Source organism: Rhizobium sp. AP16 (assembly GCF_000281735.1).
Classification (GTDB): Bacteria; Pseudomonadota; Alphaproteobacteria; order Rhizobiales; family Rhizobiaceae; genus Rhizobium; species Rhizobium rhizogenes.
Map to the genome: position 1 here is coordinate 481,603 of NZ_AJVM01000065.1, position 17,757 is coordinate 499,359.

The window sequence follows — 17,757 nt, forward strand, 5'->3', positions numbered from 1 at the left end:
GCCAGAGGCGGCGGTCCATGGATCGCCGCCGCCGATTACCCGCCGATCAGTTCCAGCCATTCATCCTCAGTCATGACCTGCACGTTGAACTCCCGCGCTTTGTCCAGCTTCGAGCCGGCGCCCGGTCCCGCCACCACGATGTCGGTCTTTTTCGAGACCGAGCCGGAGACCTTGGCGCCGAGACTTTCAGCCTTAGCCTTGGCTTCGTCGCGGGTGAATTTTTCCAGCGAACCGGTGAAAACCACCGTCTTGCCGACGACCGGGCTGCCCGAGGTGGTCGGCTGCTCCGCCTCCTGCGGCCTTACCTCGTCAAGCAGCTTCGAGATCACCTCGACGTTGCGCGGCTCCTTATAGAATTCGACGACAGCGCGGGCGACCACCTCGCCGATACCCTCGATATTGTTGAGGTCGTTCCACGCGTCACCCGCGAGCGGGGCCGCCTCCTTCATCCCCGCCTCAAAAGCCTCATAGGTGCCATAGGAGCGCGCCAGGAGCTTTGCCGTGGTCTCGCCGACATGGCGAATGCCGAGCGCGAAGATGAAGCGATGCAGGGCGATATCGCGCCGCTCGTTTATGGCCGCATAGAGCTTGGAAACGCTGACTTTGCCGAAGCCGTCGATATTCTCCAGCTTGGTCAACGACGACTGCTGCCGCCTCTCCAGGGTGAAAATATCGGGCGCGGTACGTACCTGTAGCGCCGGGTCGTCGCTTTCGAAGAAGAAATCGATCTGCTTCGAACCGAGTCCCTCGATGTCATAGGCATTGCGCGAGACGAAATGCTTCAGATGCTCCGTCGCCTGCGCCCGGCAGATAAAGCCGCCGGTGCAGCGCGTCACCGCATCGACCTTGCCGGTCTTTTCATTGATATCACGCACCGCATGGCTGCCGCAGACCGGGCAGGTCTTAGGGAATTCATAGGCGACGCTCGATGCCTCCCGCTTCTCCAGCACGACGTCGACGATCTGCGGAATGACGTCGCCGGCGCGCTGCACGATCACCATGTCGCCAACGCGAATGTCGCGGCCATCGCGGATCGGCTCACCCTTATTGCCGATGCCCTTGATGTAGTCGGCATTGTGCAGCGTCGCATTGGTCACCACGACGCCGCCGACCGTAATCGGCTCCAGTCGCGCGACCGGCGTCAGAGCGCCTGTGCGACCAACTTGGATGTCGATATCGAGCAACCGGGTGAGCGCCTGCTCGGCCGGGAACTTGTGTGCCGTCGCCCAACGCGGCGAGCGCGAGCGGAAGCCGAGGCGTGCCTGCAGTTCCAGGCTATCGACCTTGTAGACGACGCCGTCGATATCATAATCGAGATCCGGACGCTGAAGGCCGATCTCGTCGTAATGGGCGAGAATGTCCGCAACCGAGTTCAGCCGTTTCATCAGCGGATTGACCGGGAAACCCCATTCTCCAAACGTCTGCACCATGCCGAACTGCGTGTCGGCCGGCATGTCGGACATCTCGCCCCAGGCATAGGCGAAGAATTTCAGCTTTCGGCTGGCCGTAACCTTGGCATCGAGCTGGCGCAGCGAGCCGGCTGCGGTGTTGCGCGGATTGACATAGGTCTGCTTGCCCTCCGCCTCCATCTGCGCGTTCAGCGCCAGGAAATCGCTCTTGGCCATATAGACCTCGCCGCGTATCTCGACGACCGCGGGCGCGCCGGCCGGCAGGGTCTGCGGGATCTCCTTGATGGTGCGGATATTGGCCGTGACGTTTTCGCCGGTCGTGCCGTCGCCGCGCGTCGCCGCGCTCACCATCCGGCCATTCTCATAGCGGATCGACATGGAGAGCCCGTCGATCTTCGGCTCGGCGGTGAAGGCGATCGACTGGTCGGGCAACCGGCCGAGGAAGCGATAGACGCCGGCGACGAAATCCTGCACGTCTTCCTGCGAGAAGGTATTGTCGAGCGACAGCATCGGCCGTGCGTGCACGACGGGCATGAAGGTTTCGGACGGCGCGGCACCGACCCGCCGCGATGGGCTGTCGGCCCGAACGAGTGCTGGAAAGCGCGCTTCGATGGCATCGTTGCGCCGCTTCAGCGCGTCATATTCCGCATCCGAAATCTCCGGTGCGTCGTTGCCGTGATAAAGCGCGTCATTGCGCGCGATCTCGGCGGCCAGATAGGCAAGCGCAGCGGCTGCCTCTTCTTCGGTCAAATCTTCGACGGGCTTCTGTTCGCTGCTCATGGATTCGCACTCCCGGATTTCCGAGATGTTTTAGTGAAAATTTGCGGAATGGGAAGTGCGTTGGATGAGGCTTGATGCTCTCAGCCGTTGCCCGCCAACAGCCTCTTGGCCGCCGCCCTCGCCTCTTCGGTAATCGACGCACCGGCAAGCATGCGAGCGATCTCCTCGGTGCGATCCGTCGGCGCCATGGTAGCGACGCGGGTGGAGATCTTCTCGGAACCGTCGGCAACCGGCCCCTTGGAGATCAGGAGATGCGTGGCAGCACGCGCCGCGACCTGCGGCGCATGGGTGACGGAGAGCACCTGCACGCGATCGGAAAGCCGCTTGAGCCTCTGGCCGATTGCATCAGCCACCGCACCGCCGACGCCAGTGTCGATTTCGTCGAAAACCAGGGTCGGCGCTGAGCCGCGATCGGCCAGAGCCACCTTCAGCGCCAGCAGGAAACGCGACAGCTCGCCGCCCGACGCGACCTTCGTGATCGGTCCCGGCCGCGTGCCCGGATTGGTCTGCACATGAAATTCGATGACATCGATGCCCTCGGCCGTAGCTCCCTCGGCATCCGTGGTGATTTCCACCATGAAGCGCGCCCGTTCTAGCTTCAGCGCCGGCAGTTCGGCCATGACGGCGGCGGCAAGCGCTTCGCCGGCATGATGGCGCTTATCGGAGAGGCTGTGTGCGGCGGCATCATAGGCAGCCTTGGCGACGGCCAGTTCGGCATCCAGCCGTGCCAGCCGCTCTTCTCCGGCATCGAGATCGGCGAGATCCGCAATCATCTTCACGGCCAGCGCCGGCAGCTCGGTTACCGGCACGGAATATTTGCGCGAGGCGGCACGCAGCGCAAACAACCGCTCCTCAACCCGCTCCAATTCCCGCGGATCATATTCGGTCTTGCGGAGAGCCGCTTCCACTTCCATCTGGGCGTTGGAGAGCTGGTCCAGGGCCGCATCAAGCAAGGCTACCGTGTCTTCAAGCAGGCCCGGCGCCTCATGGCTCTTACGCTCCAGCCGGCGCACCAGCGAGGCAATATGGGGCACCGGAGAGGCATTGCCGTTCAGGAACTCGGAAGCTTCGGCGATGTCGCCGGCAATGCGCTCGGCTTTCATCATCCGCGAACGCTTCTCGGCCAGCTCATCCTCTTCGCCATCCTGCGGCGACAGCTTCTCCAGCTCCTCGACCGCCGCGCGGATATAATCGGCTTCGCGAGCCGCATTCTCCACCTGCTCACGCTGCTTCCTGAGCGTCCGCTCGGTATCGCGCCAGACCTTGTAGAGCCGCCCGACACCCTGCACGTCGTCGGCAATGCCGGCGAAAGCGTCGAGCAGCATACGATGCGCGTCGGTATCGACCAGAGCGCGATCGTCATGCTGTCCATGAATTTCGACAAGAAGCTGACCGGCTTGGCGCATCAGCTGAACGCTGAGCGGCTGATCATTGACGAAAGCCTTAGTGCGGCCGTCGGCGGATTGGGTACGGCGGAAAATCAGGTCGCCGTCATCATCGATGCCGTTTTCGCGCAGAAGCTTGCGAGCGGCATGCTGCATGCCGACATCGAACACGGCCGTCACCTGGCCGCGTTCCTCGCCATGGCGTACGAGATCGCCGTCGCCGCGCCCGCCAAGAGCCAGCGACAGACTGTCAAGCAGGATGGATTTGCCCGCGCCCGTCTCGCCGGTCAGCACCGAGAGCCCGGTCTCGAAGGCGAGATCCAGCCGCTCGATCAAGACGATATCGCGGATCGAAAGCTGGATCAGCATGCGCGCTCAATCTCACGTCCCAAGAAGAAGTTTCTTGCCCGCCTTCGAAATCCAGGAGCCTTCGTTTTCATTTGGCGAAAGGCCGCCAGTCTTCAGAAGCTTGAAGGAATCGGCGTACCAACGGCTATCCGGATAGTTGTGACCCAGAACCGCGGCTGCAGTCTGCGCTTCCTGAACGATGCCCATGGCATAATAGGCTTCAACCAGGCGAGCCAGAGCCTCTTCGATCTGATTCGTCGTCGGGTATTGCTCGATGACAATACGGAAGCGAGAGATGGCCGCAAGGTAATCCTTGCGCTCGAGATAGTAGCGGCCGATCTGCATTTCCTTGCCGGCGAGCTGGTCGCGCGCGAAACGGATCTTGGCCTGCGCATCGCTGACATATTGCGAGCTAGGATAGTTGGTGACGACCTTGCTCATCGCCTCGATCGTCTGCTGCGCCGCGCGCTGATCCTGCGTCACGCTGACGATCTGCTTGGCATAGGACGAACCGACGAGATACTGCACGTAATCGGCATCTTCGGAGCCGGGATATTGCTTGAGATAGCTATTGCCCGACTGCACGGCATCGTCGTAACGGCCGGTGCGGTACTTGACGAAGGTGCTCATCACCAGCGCTTTGCGCGCCCATTCGGAGAACGGCTGCTGCTGGTTGATGGCGTCGAACTTGCGTCCGGCTTCCGCCATGTTGCCGGCCTTGATGTTGGCAAGGCCCTGATTGTAGAGGGTTTCCGGCGGATCGGTCTCGACACCGAGCTTACTGATGTCGATGTCCTTGTCCGTATTGCAACCCGTTACCACCGCACCGGTACCGGCCAGGAGAAGCGATACGAGCAAAGCCCGTGCTGTAATCTTCATGCTTTCAGACCCTGCAAAACCCATCGGATGACTGTCCCACTAGCCGTTGTTGCGGAAACGGCGTTCTCTCGCTGGCGTTTCTAGCCGCAAAAGCACCATCAGGGCAACGCAATGATGAAGCATTAACGCATTTTTGTGGCAAAGCCCGCCAAATGGCAGGCTTTAATCGTTGTATCGACAAGAGATTTCTTTCCGGGCCACCCGATTGCGAGAAAGTACTCGACCTCCAGATGCCACCCGCGAATCTCCTGTCAAAAAAAGAGCCGCCCCCTCGCGGGAGCGGCAACTTTACCCACCTGGATTTCTGGAGGTCACGCCGACCAGGGAGCGAATTCAGCAGCATTCACGGTGACGAAATCGCGGCTGTGTGCGCGCTGACGCGGCGCCGAAGTTTCGACGACGTCATAGGCAGAGGGATCGCTCAGCAGCGCCTTCAGTGCGTTTGCATTCATGCGGTGACCGCCGCGATAAGAGCGGTAGCAGCCAATGAACTGCGTGCCGGCCAGCGCCAGATCGCCAACGGCATCCAGCGTCTTGTGGCGGACGAACTCATCCTTGGCGTAACGCAGGCCTTCGACATTGATCACCGTGTTGTCGTCGGAGATGACGACGGAATTTTCCAGCGAAGAGCCGAGCGCATGACCAGAAGCCCAGAGCCGCTCGACATCACGCATGAAGCCGAAGGTACGGGCGCGCGACAGTTCTTTCTTGAAGGTCTCGGCAGTCATGTCGCCTTCCCACTTCTGGCGGCCGATCAGCGGGCAATCGAAGTCGATCTCGACTTCGAAGCGTGTGCCGTCATAGGGGCGAAACTCGCACCAGGAGCCGCCGGCTTCGATACGAACCGGCTTGGTGACGCGAATGTAGCGGCGCTTGACGCCAAGCGAGACGATACCGACCTGCTCGATGGCTTCGATAAAGGGATAGGAGCTGCCGTCCATGATCGGCATTTCCGCACCGGTCACTTCGACGATGACATTGTCCAGACCGATCGCGTAGATTGCCGCCATGACATGCTCGACCGTCGCGACCGAGCGCGCCGGAGAGAAACCGAGAATCGTGCAAAGATCCGTATTGCCGACCTGCGAGGAAACCGCGCGCAGTTCCGTCACGTCGCCATTGTCATGCATGCGCTGGAAAATGACACCTGTGCCAGCTTCGGCCGGGTAGAACGTGATCGACACGTTGGCGCCGGAATGAACGCCGATACCCGAAAGTGTCACGGGGTTTGCGATGGTGGTCTGAAAACCCAGCAATCCGATTGCCATATAAAATCTGCCTTCGTCTGTCTGTACCAAGCCGGGGCGGTCACCTTTGGACCCCTGCCTCATTGCTGGTTCAGTCTGTTACCTAGTCCGCGGAAACCACATGCAATCATTGTCTGATGCGATTCCGCAGGCTCGCTTGCCCTTTACATACGCGCGGGGGGATCGCATTCCAAATCACTGTTTCTTTCGCTTTGTTACGAAAGCAGATGATTGAATTTGCTAGGTAATTTTAAGATTAAAGACAGGCCTCAAAAAACGAAATCCGGGGCTCGTGAGCCCCGGATTCACCAAACATGGTTAGCATCCTATTAAAAGGATGTCTTGGACCGGATCAGTTCGACTGCCGGCGCAGGAAGGCCGGGATTTCGAGCTGGTCGTCTTCCTGGTTCGTCATGCGAGCCTGCGGGACCTGACGGCCCTGGTCATCGAGCTGGCCACGACGCGGCGCGTAGAGGCTGGCCTCCGGCGACGGTGCGCGGCGCTGCTGCGGGGCAGCACTCGGAGCCGAAGCCGTCATGTCGTTGAAAGCCGGGTCCTCGTCGCGGCGACCGAGCGAATTGGTGATTCGCTTCAACAAGCCCATCGGACCACGCTCCTCGGCAGCCTGTGCGGCAACCGGCTGAGCGCGATGTTCCATCTCGGCCTTAACAACCGGAGGAAAATCCTCGACCTTCGGCATGCGAACCTGCTCAACAGCCTGCCGGGCGATCGGCTGCTGCATCACCGGCTGCTGATACGCGGCCGGCTGGGGTTGCGGCTGAACCGGAGCCTGACGGACCGGCTGAGCCTCAGGTGCGGCTGCGAAGATGCGGCTCTGCGGACGGAAGCTTTCCTCCTGAACGACAGGCTGCTGCATAGCCGGCTGCGGAGCGGGAACCTGACGAGCTCCCATCTGGATTTCCAACTCGCGTTCCATGTCGGCTTCCGCCATGCGAATGGTCTGCGCGATCGGATCGACGGCTCTAGGAGCCGGTGCAACAGGAGCCTGGTTGACTTGCGCCTGTGCGGTATGGGCCTGCGCGACATGGGCAGGCTGGGCTGCGGCCGCTGCCGGAGCGGCGGCCGCGGAAGGACGGATAGCCGGCTTTGCGACCGGGCGGAATTCCATATTCCGTTCGGCAGCTTCGTTCATCGCACGATCGATACCGGTCGCAACGACGGAGACGCGGATGATGCCTTCCAGCGATTCGTCGAAAGTAGCGCCGAGGATGATGTTGGCGTCCGGATCGACTTCTTCGCGGATGCGCGTTGCAGCTTCGTCGACTTCGAACAGCGTGAGGTCACGGCCGCCGGTGATCGAGATCAGCAGGCCCTGCGCGCCCTTCATCGAGGTTTCGTCGAGCAGCGGATTGGCGATAGCCGCTTCCGCAGCCTGCATCGCGCGGCCCTGGCCGGAAGCCTCACCGGTACCCATCATTGCACGGCCCATTTCGCGCATGACCGAACGGACGTCAGCGAAGTCGAGGTTGATAAGACCTTCCTTCACCATCAGGTCGGTGATGCAGGCAACGCCCGAATAAAGAACCTGGTCGGCCATCGAGAACGCGTCGGCGAAGGTCGTCTTGTCATTGGCGATACGGAACAGGTTCTGGTTCGGAATGACGATCAGCGTGTCAACCGACTTCTGCAGTTCCTGGATGCCCATTTCAGCCAGCCGCATGCGGCGGCCGCCTTCGAAGTGGAACGGCTTGGTGACGACGCCGACGGTCAAGATGCCCTTGTTGCGGGCCGCCTGTGCAACGACCGGCGCAGCGCCAGTGCCCGTACCACCACCCATGCCGGCGGTGACGAAGCACATATGCGTGCCGTTCAGGTGGTCGATGATCTCGTCGATGCACTCTTCAGCGGCGGCGCGACCGACTTCCGGCTGCGAACCAGCACCGAGGCCTTCGGTGACGTTGACGCCGAGCTGAATGATCCGCTCCGCCTTCGTCATCGTCAAAGCCTGTGCATCTGTGTTGGCGACGACGAAATCGACGCCCTGCAAGCCTGCCGTGATCATGTTGTTGACGGCATTGCCGCCACCACCACCAACACCGAACACGGTGATCCGCGGCTTCAGCTCGGTGATATCTGGCTTATGCAGCTTGATAGTCATTGTACCCGTTCCTTCTCTTTATGGCCGCATCGCCACGCCGGCCAATTCACTATATTTCATTCGCCTGACCCCTGCCCGGAAAGCGCTTGTCGCGATCCGGGATCAGGCACTCAGAAACTCTCCTTCAGCCATTGGCCAACACGGCCGATGCGGCTGTTGTTACCTCCAAGCGACGAGAGCAGACCGCTGCCCGCCGCGTGTGTCTCCATGTCCGCGACCTGCGGATAGATCATCAGTCCGACCGCCGTCGAAAAAGCCGGTCCCTTGGCTGCCGTCGGCAGGCCGGATACGCCCATCGGGCGGCCGATGCGAACGTTGCGGGCAAGAATGCGCCGTGCCACGTCCGGCAAGCCGGTCAACTGGCTGGCGCCGCCCGTCAGCACGACGCGCTTGCCGACGATCGGGCTGAAGCCCGAGCGCTGGATACGGTCGCGGATCAGCTCCAGCGTCTCTTCGATGCGGGCTCTGACGATGCGCGACACCAGCGCCTTCGGCACCTGTGTCGGCTGGTCGCGTTCATCCTCGCCGATCGGCGGGATGGAAATCAGTTCGCGCTCTTCCGAGGAATTGGCGAGCGCCGAGGCATGCACCACCTTCAGCCGCTCGGCATCCTCGATGCGGGTCGAAAGACCGCGTGCAAGGTCGGTGGTAACGTGATGGCCGCCAAGGCTGACGGCATCGGTATGCACCAGCTTGCCTTCAGCGAAGACCGAGATCGTCGTCGTGCCGCCGCCCATATCGATGGCGGCGCAGCCGAGTTCGACTTCGTCATCGACAAGAGCCGCAAGACCACTGGCATAAGGCGTTGCGACCATGCCCTCGACAGACAGATGCGCCCGGTTGATGCAAAGCTCGAGATTGCGAAGCGCCGCCCGCTCGGCGGTGACGACATGCATGTCGACGCCCAGCTCGTCACCGAACATCGCAAGCGGATCGCGGATGCCGCGTTCGCCGTCGAGCGAATAACCGGTTGCCAGCGAATGCAGAATGGCACGTTCCTGACGGAGCGACTGCTGGCAAGCGGCGGAAAGAACCTTCTTCAGATCGTTGGCTTCGACTTCCTGGCCGCCGAGATCGATGGTGGCGGTATAGATGTCGCTGCCGAGACGGCCGGCGGAAACATTGACGATCAGGCTGTCGACGGTGAGGCCAGCCATGCGCTCTGCGGCATCGACCGACAGGCGAACGACGTTTTCCAGCGCGTCGAGATCGGCGATTACACCGGTCTTGATACCGCGTGAGCGCTGATGGCCGATGCCGATGATCTCGATATTATGCGTGCGGTTCGGAAGAACCTGGCTTTCCTCGCGCGGCGTAAGCCGGCCGATCATGCAGACCACCTTGGTCGAGCCGATGTCGAGGACCGATACGATGTGCGACCGCTTGGAGGACAGCGGCTTCAGACGCGGCAGACCGAAATGGGACGAACTGAACAAGCTCATGTATCCTGCCCTGCTTTCTTCAAAGCCTTGGTTCTTGCGTCCAGCGCCGTCTGGCGACGAACCACGGCATCCGGGGTCAATTCAATGGCCATGCGATCGTCGAGACGAAGATCCACGGCTGCGATATCACGCTGCAGCAGGCTTTGGTCCTTTTCGAGCTTGGTCAGCCGCGCCAGCGCGCCATCGATATTGTCTTCCGGCAACTTGATGATCACGCCGTTGTCGAGATAGAGATCCCAACGGCGGCCGGCGACACGCACGAATGCCTTCACATGACTGCGAACATCAGGCCAATTGGCAAACTCTTCATCGATCGACGCAGCTGCCGTCTCCGCATCGCGGCCGACAAAAAGCGGCAACTGAGCAAACTTGTTGTCGCGAAGCGGCGCGATGACGCTGCCGTCCTTCTGGATCAGCGAGAGTTCGGAACCATGCTGCCAGATGGCATAAGCCTTGCGCTCCGTGAGCTTCACTTCGATAGCCTTCGGATAGACCTTGCGGACTTCGACGTTCTCCACCCACGGCAAATTGGCAATCTTCTGGCGCGCGGCATCGGCATCGAGCGCCACCAGCGACGTGGTGCCATCAAGACCGAGAAGCTGCAGGATTTCGATTTCCGAGGTCTGGTCGTTGCCGGAAACCTTCACATCTTCGATGGCAAAGCCGGCAGCCGACGTCGTTGCCTGCGCCACATCCTGCGTATGACCACCGATCGACATGCCGTAGAAGCCGGTCGCAGCGAACAGAGCAAGCGCGGAGACGGTACCGGTATGCGCTGGAATATTGACGCGACCCGAACCGAGGCTCACGAGGAAACGTACAACGCGACGCATCGGCCGCGGCAATACGAATGCGTCCTCGACATCATCGATCTCGAGCTGGACACGGTGGCGGGACCGCCTCATATTTTTGACCGTCAGCGCGAACAAGACGAGTCCTCCACCATCCACCGGAGAAATTCACCAAAAGAATAGCCGGCGTGAGCCGCCATTTCGGGCAACAGCGAGGTAGGCGTCATGCCTGGCTGGGTGTTGATCTCCAACCAGATAAGCTCACCCTCCTCGGAGAAGCGATCGTCAAAACGGAAGTCAGACCGGCTGACGCCACGGCAGCCGATAGCTTGATGCGCCCTTAACGCCAATAATTGTATCTTTTGGTAAAGATTCGGTGAAATTTCCGCCGGGATGACGTGTTTTGATCCACCCGCCGCATATTTGGAATCGTAGTCGTAGAAACTATGGCCCTGAGGCACGATCTCGGTGACGCCGAGTGCCGTATCGCCCATGACGCCGCAGGTCAGTTCACGGCCATGGATATAACGCTCGACCATGACCTCATCACCATATCGCCATTCCGACGAGGCGATGATCTGCGGCGGATGCGCCTGCTCTTCCTTGACGATCACAACACCGAAGCTGGACCCTTCCCGCACCGGCTTGACGACGTACGGCGCCGGCATCGGATGCTCGCCGGCAATATCGAAGCGGTTCAGGACAAGCGAAGCAGCGACAGGAATGCCGGCCGAAGCCGCAACCGTCTTGGCGCGGGCCTTGTCCATCGCCAGCGCCGAAGCCATCACGCCGGAATGCGTGTAGGGAATCTGAAGATATTCGAGGACACCCTGGATCGTGCCATCCTCACCGAAAGGACCGTGCAGAGCATTGAAAACGACATCCGGCTTCAGGTCGGCAAGACGCGCGGACACGTCGCGCTCGACGTCGACGCGCGTAACGCGATAGCCTTCGGCCTCCAGGGCATCAGCGCATGCCTTTCCCGAGGACAGGCTGACAGGCCTCTCCGAGGAAAATCCGCCCAAAAGGACAGCCACATGCTTGCCACCCATCAATACCCCCAGCTCACCATCTTCAACTGACGTCCGTTCGGTCCGTCTGGCAGCGATTCTCGCCACCTCTTCTGTGACCCGATTAGAACGACATTAAGGTTAATGAAGCGTTTACTTTCGTTAACTTCTGACCGCTCTCGCCGAAATCGATTTTCTCGAATCAAATCGACCTAAAGAATTCTGCCATTAGAATCAGAGAGTTGCTACGTTGGAAATATCCGCCTTTAGATTTTTTTAAACAAATAGGCCCGCGACGGGGTGTCCGGCGCGGGCCTACGTAAGGATTATGACGCCCGATCTCAGTCTTTATCGTCGACCAATTTCCAGACGAGGCCGCCGATCGCCCCGCCGACGATCGGAGCGACCCAGAACAACCAGAGCTGCTGCAACGCCCAGCCACCGACGAACAACGCCTGCCCTGTCGAACGGGCCGGATTGACCGATGTGTTGGTGATCGGGATCGAGATCAGATGGATCAGCGTCAGCGCGAGGCCGATGGCGATCGGCGCGAACCCCGCCGGCACCTTGCTGCTGGTCGAACCGAGAATCACGACCAGGAAGAACAGCGTCAGGACGATTTCGGCAACCAGCGCCGAAACCAGCGAATAGCCGCCCGGCGAATGTTCGCCATAGCCGTTGGCCGCAAAGCCTCCGAGCTGGAAATCCGCCTTACCGCTGGCGATCAGATAAAGCACGGCCGCCGCCGCGATAGCGCCGATCACCTGCGCGACAATATAGGGAATGAGCTGCGAACCCGGGAAACGACCCGCAACCGTAAGCCCGACGGAAACCGCCGGATTGAAATGGCCACCCGACACACCACCGACCGCATAGGCCATGGTGAGTACGGTCAAGCCGAACGCCAGTGCAACGCCCAGAAAACCAATGCCAAGGCCTGGAAACGCCGCTGCGAAGATTGCACTTCCGCAGCCGCCGAATACGAGCCAGAACGTCCCAAGAAACTCCGCAATAAGCTTTTTCTGCATGAACCCCTTCTCCTTTGCCCTAGACCAAAGCGAAAGTTTGCCCTTTGCGGAAAATAGAGTCTTTCCCAACCCGCCGATTGGATGCCTACAAAAAGGGCAAACACTCGCCTAACTGCTTGCGACTCAACGATTACGGCTAAATGGTAGCACGCATTTGTTGATTTCTTGCTTTTTAAACATTTGCGCTGAACAAAAATTACGCTAAGGACACGCGTTGCCTGCTGAGGCAGCATTTTAGCATCATAAAAATTGGTGAAACCATGACTGACGCGATATCTCCCTTATCGCCGAGCCCCTCGTCATCGAACAGCGTTGTTGCGAACTCCCCGGCGCGCGTTCTGATCGCGAGCCTCATCGGCACGACAATCGAATTCTTCGACTTCTATGTTTATGCGACGGCGGCGGTTATCGTCTTCCCCAAGCTGTTCTTCCCCGCCAGCGACCCGACCTCGGCGACGCTGCAATCCTTCGCGACCTTCTCGATCGCCTTCTTCGCACGTCCGATCGGCGCGATGATCTTCGGCCATTTCGGCGACAGGGTCGGCCGCAAGGCAACGCTGGTGGCGGCATTGATGACCATGGGTCTTTCGACCGTGGTGATCGGTCTCCTGCCCGGCTATGAATCGATCGGTATTCTCGCGCCGATCCTATTGGCGCTTTGCCGTCTCGGCCAGGGCCTCGGCCTCGGCGGCGAATGGGGCGGCGCAGTGCTGCTGGCCACGGAAAACGCGCCGGAGGGCAAGCGTAGCTGGTACGCCATGTTCCCGCAGCTGGGCGCACCCATCGGCTTCATTCTCTCCGCCGGTCTCTTCCTCATCCTGCGCGAGAGCATGTCGGATGCAGCCTTCCTCGACTATGGCTGGCGTGTTCCCTTCCTGCTCAGCCTGTTGCTGGTGGCGGTCGGCCTCTATGTCCGCCTGAAGATCACCGAAACGCCGGAATTCCGCCGCGCCATTGAAAAGGAAGAGCGTGTCTCCGTTCCAATCGTGGTGATTTTCCGCTCGCATTTCCGCAGCCTGATACTCGGCACCATCATTGCGGTGGCGACCTTCGTGCTCTTCTATCTGATGACGGCGTTTACGCTGAGCTGGGGTACGAGAGCACCCGGCAATGGACCGCTGCCTTTGGGCCTCGGCTATTCGCAGGGTCAGTTCCTGGTCGTCCAGCTCGTCGGCGTCGTCTTCTTCGGCCTGACGATCCCGATCTCCGGCCTGCTGTCGGACCGCTATTCGCGCCGGTTGATCCTCGGCCTGACGACGGTCGGCATTCTGATCTTCGGCCTGTTCTATTCGTCGCTGCTGACTGCCGGCCTCGCCGGTGCCTTCGCCTGCTCGATTATCGGCCTGGCATTGATGGGCTTCACCTACGGCCCGATCGGCGCGGCGCTCGCTGCCCCCTTCCCGACGGCGGTGCGCTATACCGGCGCCTCGATGACCTTCAACCTCGGCGGCATCGTCGGCGCTTCGCTGGCACCCTATATCGCCACCTGGCTGGCGACGAACTACGGCCTTGGCTATGTCGGCTACTATCTCGCCGGCGCAGCCGCCCTATCGCTCATCGGCATCCTGCTGTCGAGCAACAAGGAAATCTGAGAATCTCAGCATAACCAATTGAAAAGGCCGGGTGAAAACCCGGCCTTTTTGTTGAGTCGATACGTGAGGTCAAAACGAAGGGAGCAATCCTACTCCGTCGTGACACCCTGGAACGGGCGAACTTCGCGGCCAGGCATGAAGCCGCCGAGACGCTTGATTTCCCATTCGAGCTTCACGCCGGACTTTTCGAAGACTTCACGGCGAACCTGCTCGCCGAGATATTCGAGATCGTAGCCGGTCGCCTGTTCCATGTTGATCATGAAATTGCAGTGCAGCGACGACATCTGCGCACCACCGATCACAAGACCACGGCAGCCCGCTTCGTCGATCAACTTCCAGGCCGAAAGGCCGTCGGGATTCTTGAAGGTCGAGCCGCCGGTCTTTTCGCGAATGGGCTGCACAGTCTCGCGATGCGCGCGCACGGCATCCATCTCGGCCCGGATCTTGGTACGATCCTCGGGATAGCCCTCGAACAGAACATGCGTGAAGATCAGGTCGTCCGCCGCCGCCGAATGACGATAGGTATAACCCATCTCCTCATTGGTCAGCACATGCTTTACGCCCTTGCGGTCGACCGCATGCACCTCGATAACGCGTTCGCACGTCTCGGCACCGTTGGCGCCGGCATTCATGCGCGCAGCGCCACCGATGCCACCGGGGATGCCGTAGTAAAAGTGAAAGCCGCCGATGCCGTTATCCATGGCCATGGCGGCCACATGCTTGTCCGGGCAAATGGCGCCGGCCAGAATGCGGTTCTCGCCAGCAAGCTCCACCGAACCGAAGCCCTTGGCCGAAAGCCGCAGGACGACGCCGGGAATGCCGCCATCACGCACCAGGATGTTCGACCCTACGCCGACCACCGTCAGCGGCACATCATCCGGCAGTATCTTCAGAAAATCGATCAGATCATCCGTATCATGCGGCTGGAACATCAGTTCCGCCAACCCGCCGGCGCGAAACCATGTGACGCGATCCATCGGCGCATCCGGCGTCAGCCGACCCCTGATATCCTTTACACTGTCGCCAAGCGACGCCAGCAGCTTTTCCCCATTTACCTGTTTCATGCGGACTTACCCGAGAGGCCTTCCAATTCCTTTGGCAATGATGCTGCCCAATATGTGATGCTACCAGCCCCCAAGAGAACCACAAAATCACCCGGTTGCGCAATCTCTGCAATCAGAGGGGCTAGATCCTCTTGAGAGGATAGATAGCGCGCGTCGCGATGACCACCAGCCTTGATGCGCGATACCAGCTCCTGCGAATCCACGCCCTCGATAGGCTCTTCGCCGGCGGCATAGACCGGTGCGAGGAAAATGCTGTCTGCATCGTTGAAGCAGGCGGCGAATTCCTCAAAGAGGCTCGCCAGGCGCGTATAGCGATGCGGCTGGTGAACAGCGATGACGCGACCCTTGCACGCTTCGCGCGCCGCCTTCAGCACAGCCTTGATCTCAACCGGATGATGGCCGTAATCATCGAAAACCTTGACCCCGTTCCATTCGCCGGTCAGCGTGAAACGGCGCTTGACGCCGCCGAAGGAAGCAAGCCCCTTGGCGATGGCCTCGTTCGAGATACCAAGCCGGTTAGCAACGGCAACCGCCGCCGTGGCATTGGAAATATTGTGGCGACCGGGCATCGGCATGACGAGATCCTTGATGTGGATCACTTTGCCCGTGCGGCGCCTGCGGATTTCGATATCGAACAGCGAACGCGTGCCGTCGATGCGGACATTCGAAAAACGGACGTCGGACTGCGGGTTCTCGCCATAGGTGATGATCTTGCGATCCTCGATACGGCCGACCAGGGACTGTACTTCCGGATGGTCGATGCACAGGACACCGAAGCCATAGAACGGCACATTCTCGACGAATTGCCGGAAGGCGGCACGCACGGCGTCGAAATTGCCATAGTGATCGAGATGCTCCGGATCGATATTGGTAACAACGGCAACATCGGCTGGCAGTTTCAGGAAGGTGCCGTCCGATTCGTCGGCCTCGACCACCATCCACTCGCCCTCGCCCATGCGGGCGTTGGTGCCATAGGCATTGATGATGCCGCCGTTGATGACGGTCGGGTCAAGCCCACCGGCTTCGAGCAGCGTCGCCACCAGCGAGGTAGTCGTCGTCTTGCCGTGCGTGCCACCAATGGCGATGGCATTGCGGAACCGCATCAGCTCGGCCAGCATCTCGGCGCGGCGCACCACCGGCAGCAGCTTTTCGCGCGCGGCGGCGAGTTCCGGATTGCTCTTCTTGATGGCGGTGGAAACAACCACGACCTCGGCATCACCTAGATTTTCGGCCTTGTGGCCGATATGGACCGGGATACCCTTGTCACGCAGCCGCTGGACGTTGGCGCTCTCCGACTGGTCGGAACCCTGCACGCGATGGCCGAGATTATGCAGCACCTCGGCGATGCCGCTCATGCCGATCCCGCCGATACCGATAAAATGCACAAGGCCGATGGCCTTCGGCAGCTTCATACGCCTGCCCCCTTGAAGTCTTGAATTGAACGTTTTGCCGCAATAGCCTCAACCATATCGGCAAGCAAGCTTGCCGCATCGGGCTTGCCCGCCTGCTTGGCTGCGGCCGCCATCTTTGAAAGCTTGTCCGGCATCGTCATCGCACCGCGAAGGATGGTCGAAAGCTTCTCCGGTGTGAGCTCGGCTTGCGGAATGACCTTGACGCCACCGGTCGCCGCAAGAGCCGCCGCATTGGCCGCCTGATCGTGATCCAGAGCATAGGGATAGGGCACGAGGATTGCCGGACGGCCGATGACGGCCAGTTCCGACACCGTCGAAGCACCGGAACGGCAGAGAACGAGATGGGCAGCGCCGATGCGTTCGGCCATGTCGCTGAAGAACGGCGCGATATCGGCGCCCATCTCCAGCTTCCTGGTGCAGCTATTGACCGTTTCCATATCCTCGGGACGGACCTGCTGTGTGATCCGCAGGCGCTTGCGCAGCGGCTCCTCCAGCAGGCTGATGGCCGTCGGCACCGCCTTGGAAAAATACTGCGCGCCCTGACTGCCGCCAAAGACGACCAGATTGAAAGGATCATCCGGAACGGATGGCACATAAGGCTGTTTGGCGGCCTCGATGACGGCCGGACGCACGGGATTGCCCGTCGTCACCGTCTTATCGGGAAACGTGCCGCCGTTCTCCGGCAGGAAACCACCGGCGATCGCCTGCACACGCGCGGCAAGCGCCTTGTTGGCACGGCCCATCACGGCATTCTGTTCATGGATCATCGCCGGCACGCCCATGCGGGTGGCGGCAAGCAGCGGCGGCACGGTCGGATAACCACCGAAGCCGACGACGCAGAGCGGCTTGATGGTGCGGATCAGCTTGCGCGCAGCGCGGATACCCGTCCACAGCGTCCATAGCGATCGGGCGACCTTGATAGGGTTCTTCGAGCCAATCGTCGCCGATGGTACGACATGAATCTCATCGGCCGGAAACTTGCCGGCATAACGCTCGGCGCGGCTGTCGGTGACGAGGTGCACGGAATAGCCGCGCTCCTTCAGCTTGTAGGCCAACGCCTCGGCCGGAAACACATGGCCGCCGGTTCCCCCGGCGGCAAGCAGGATAATGCCTTTACTCATAATCTTCGCTCCCGCGAATACCCCTCGACGCGGGGCATCTCCCTAATATAGGAAGCCGCCGCAGCCGCGTCATCGAAGCGCGTCATGCTTCCTTCATAGACCGCCATCTTCGCAAATGCGAACAGAGAAT

Annotated in this window: 13 protein-coding genes; 1 reads left to right on the forward strand and 12 read right to left on the reverse strand. The window is 60.6% G+C overall.

The window, feature by feature from the left end:
* Positions 1 to 35: 35 nt before the first annotated feature.
* The 9 genes from ligA to aqpZ all read right to left on the reverse strand — a co-directional run bounded on the left by ligA (position 36) and on the right by aqpZ (position 12,438).
* The gene (gene ligA, locus PMI03_RS20430; protein WP_007697148.1) at positions 36 to 2,189 is read right to left on the reverse strand and encodes an NAD-dependent DNA ligase LigA; all 2,154 of its coding nucleotides are present in this window, start codon (positions 2,187 to 2,189) and stop codon (positions 36 to 38) included.
* 80 nt (positions 2,190 to 2,269) lie between these two features.
* A complete protein-coding gene (gene recN, locus PMI03_RS20435; RefSeq protein WP_007697150.1) occupies positions 2,270 to 3,943 on the reverse strand; it encodes a DNA repair protein RecN in 1,674 nt (557 codons plus the stop codon).
* A 12-nt stretch (positions 3,944 to 3,955) separates the two neighbouring features.
* Positions 3,956 to 4,825 (reverse strand): outer membrane protein assembly factor BamD, encoded by an 870-nt coding sequence (locus PMI03_RS20440; protein ID WP_012651813.1) that lies wholly within the window; start codon positions 4,823 to 4,825, stop codon positions 3,956 to 3,958.
* A gap of 287 nt (positions 4,826 to 5,112) precedes the next feature.
* A complete protein-coding gene (gene lpxC, locus PMI03_RS20445; protein WP_007697155.1) occupies positions 5,113 to 6,069 on the reverse strand; it encodes a UDP-3-O-acyl-N-acetylglucosamine deacetylase in 957 nt (318 codons plus the stop codon).
* 331 nt (positions 6,070 to 6,400) lie between these two features.
* Positions 6,401 to 8,167, reverse strand: a complete 1,767-nt coding sequence (gene ftsZ / locus PMI03_RS20450; RefSeq protein WP_007697157.1) for a cell division protein FtsZ — start codon at positions 8,165 to 8,167, stop codon at positions 6,401 to 6,403.
* Positions 8,168 to 8,277: 110 nt separating this feature from the next.
* Positions 8,278 to 9,609, reverse strand: a complete 1,332-nt coding sequence (gene ftsA, locus PMI03_RS20455; protein WP_007697159.1) for a cell division protein FtsA — start codon at positions 9,607 to 9,609, stop codon at positions 8,278 to 8,280.
* Entirely contained in the window at positions 9,606 to 10,538 is a 933-nt protein-coding gene (locus PMI03_RS20460; RefSeq protein ID WP_007697161.1) for a cell division protein FtsQ/DivIB, read from the reverse strand. Before PMI03_RS20460 ends, ftsA begins: the two co-directional genes overlap by 4 nt.
* Positions 10,526 to 11,452 (reverse strand): D-alanine--D-alanine ligase, encoded by a 927-nt coding sequence (locus PMI03_RS20465; protein WP_007697164.1) that lies wholly within the window; start codon positions 11,450 to 11,452, stop codon positions 10,526 to 10,528. Before PMI03_RS20465 ends, PMI03_RS20460 begins: the two co-directional genes overlap by 13 nt.
* Before the next feature lie 299 nt (positions 11,453 to 11,751).
* On the reverse strand, positions 11,752 to 12,438 hold the full coding sequence (gene aqpZ, locus PMI03_RS20470) for an aquaporin Z (RefSeq protein ID WP_007697167.1): 687 nt from the start codon (positions 12,436 to 12,438) through the stop codon (positions 11,752 to 11,754).
* 260 nt (positions 12,439 to 12,698) lie between these two features.
* Between aqpZ and PMI03_RS20475 the strand changes: the two genes are divergently transcribed.
* Positions 12,699 to 14,030, forward strand: coding sequence for an MFS transporter (locus PMI03_RS20475; protein ID WP_007697169.1), 1,332 nt, complete (start codon positions 12,699 to 12,701; stop codon positions 14,028 to 14,030).
* 89 nt (positions 14,031 to 14,119) lie between these two features.
* Here the strand turns inward: PMI03_RS20475 and murB are convergent, their stop codons facing one another.
* The 3 genes from murB to murG are packed head-to-tail and all read right to left on the reverse strand — an operon-like array spanning position 14,120 to position 17,627.
* A complete protein-coding gene (gene murB / locus PMI03_RS20480; protein ID WP_007697171.1) occupies positions 14,120 to 15,094 on the reverse strand; it encodes a UDP-N-acetylmuramate dehydrogenase in 975 nt (324 codons plus the stop codon).
* Positions 15,091 to 16,506, reverse strand: a complete 1,416-nt coding sequence (gene murC / locus PMI03_RS20485) for a UDP-N-acetylmuramate--L-alanine ligase (protein ID WP_007697173.1) — start codon at positions 16,504 to 16,506, stop codon at positions 15,091 to 15,093. The genes murB and murC overlap by 4 nt, the downstream gene beginning before the upstream one ends.
* Positions 16,503 to 17,627 carry an undecaprenyldiphospho-muramoylpentapeptide beta-N-acetylglucosaminyltransferase gene (gene murG, locus PMI03_RS20490; RefSeq protein ID WP_007697174.1) on the reverse strand — a complete coding sequence of 375 codons (1,125 nt, stop codon included), beginning with the start codon at positions 17,625 to 17,627 and terminating at the stop codon, positions 16,503 to 16,505. Before murG ends, murC begins: the two co-directional genes overlap by 4 nt.
* Positions 17,628 to 17,757 lie beyond the last annotated feature (130 nt).

Excerpts from the sequence above, each read along its gene's own strand:
- aqpZ (WP_007697167.1), bottom strand. The coding sequence starts at position 12,438 with ATGCAGAAAAAGCTTATTGCGGAGTTTCTTGGGACGTTCTGGCTCGTA.
- ftsA (WP_007697159.1), bottom strand. The coding sequence starts at position 9,609 with ATGAGCTTGTTCAGTTCGTCCCATTTCGGTCTGCCGCGTCTGAAGCCG.
- recN (WP_007697150.1), bottom strand. The coding sequence starts at position 3,943 with ATGCTGATCCAGCTTTCGATCCGCGATATCGTCTTGATCGAGCGGCTG.
- murG (WP_007697174.1), bottom strand. The coding sequence starts at position 17,627 with ATGAGTAAAGGCATTATCCTGCTTGCCGCCGGGGGAACCGGCGGCCAT.
- PMI03_RS20465 (WP_007697164.1), bottom strand. The coding sequence starts at position 11,452 with ATGGGTGGCAAGCATGTGGCTGTCCTTTTGGGCGGATTTTCCTCGGAG.
- murC (WP_007697173.1), bottom strand. The coding sequence starts at position 16,506 with ATGAAGCTGCCGAAGGCCATCGGCCTTGTGCATTTTATCGGTATCGGC.
- ftsZ (WP_007697157.1), bottom strand. The coding sequence starts at position 8,167 with ATGACTATCAAGCTGCATAAGCCAGATATCACCGAGCTGAAGCCGCGG.
- PMI03_RS20440 (WP_012651813.1), bottom strand. The coding sequence starts at position 4,825 with ATGGGTTTTGCAGGGTCTGAAAGCATGAAGATTACAGCACGGGCTTTG.
- ligA (WP_007697148.1), bottom strand. The coding sequence starts at position 2,189 with ATGAGCAGCGAACAGAAGCCCGTCGAAGATTTGACCGAAGAAGAGGCA.
- lpxC (WP_007697155.1), bottom strand. The coding sequence starts at position 6,069 with ATGGCAATCGGATTGCTGGGTTTTCAGACCACCATCGCAAACCCCGTG.
- murB (WP_007697171.1), bottom strand. The coding sequence starts at position 15,094 with ATGAAACAGGTAAATGGGGAAAAGCTGCTGGCGTCGCTTGGCGACAGT.
- PMI03_RS20475 (WP_007697169.1), top strand. The coding sequence starts at position 12,699 with ATGACTGACGCGATATCTCCCTTATCGCCGAGCCCCTCGTCATCGAAC.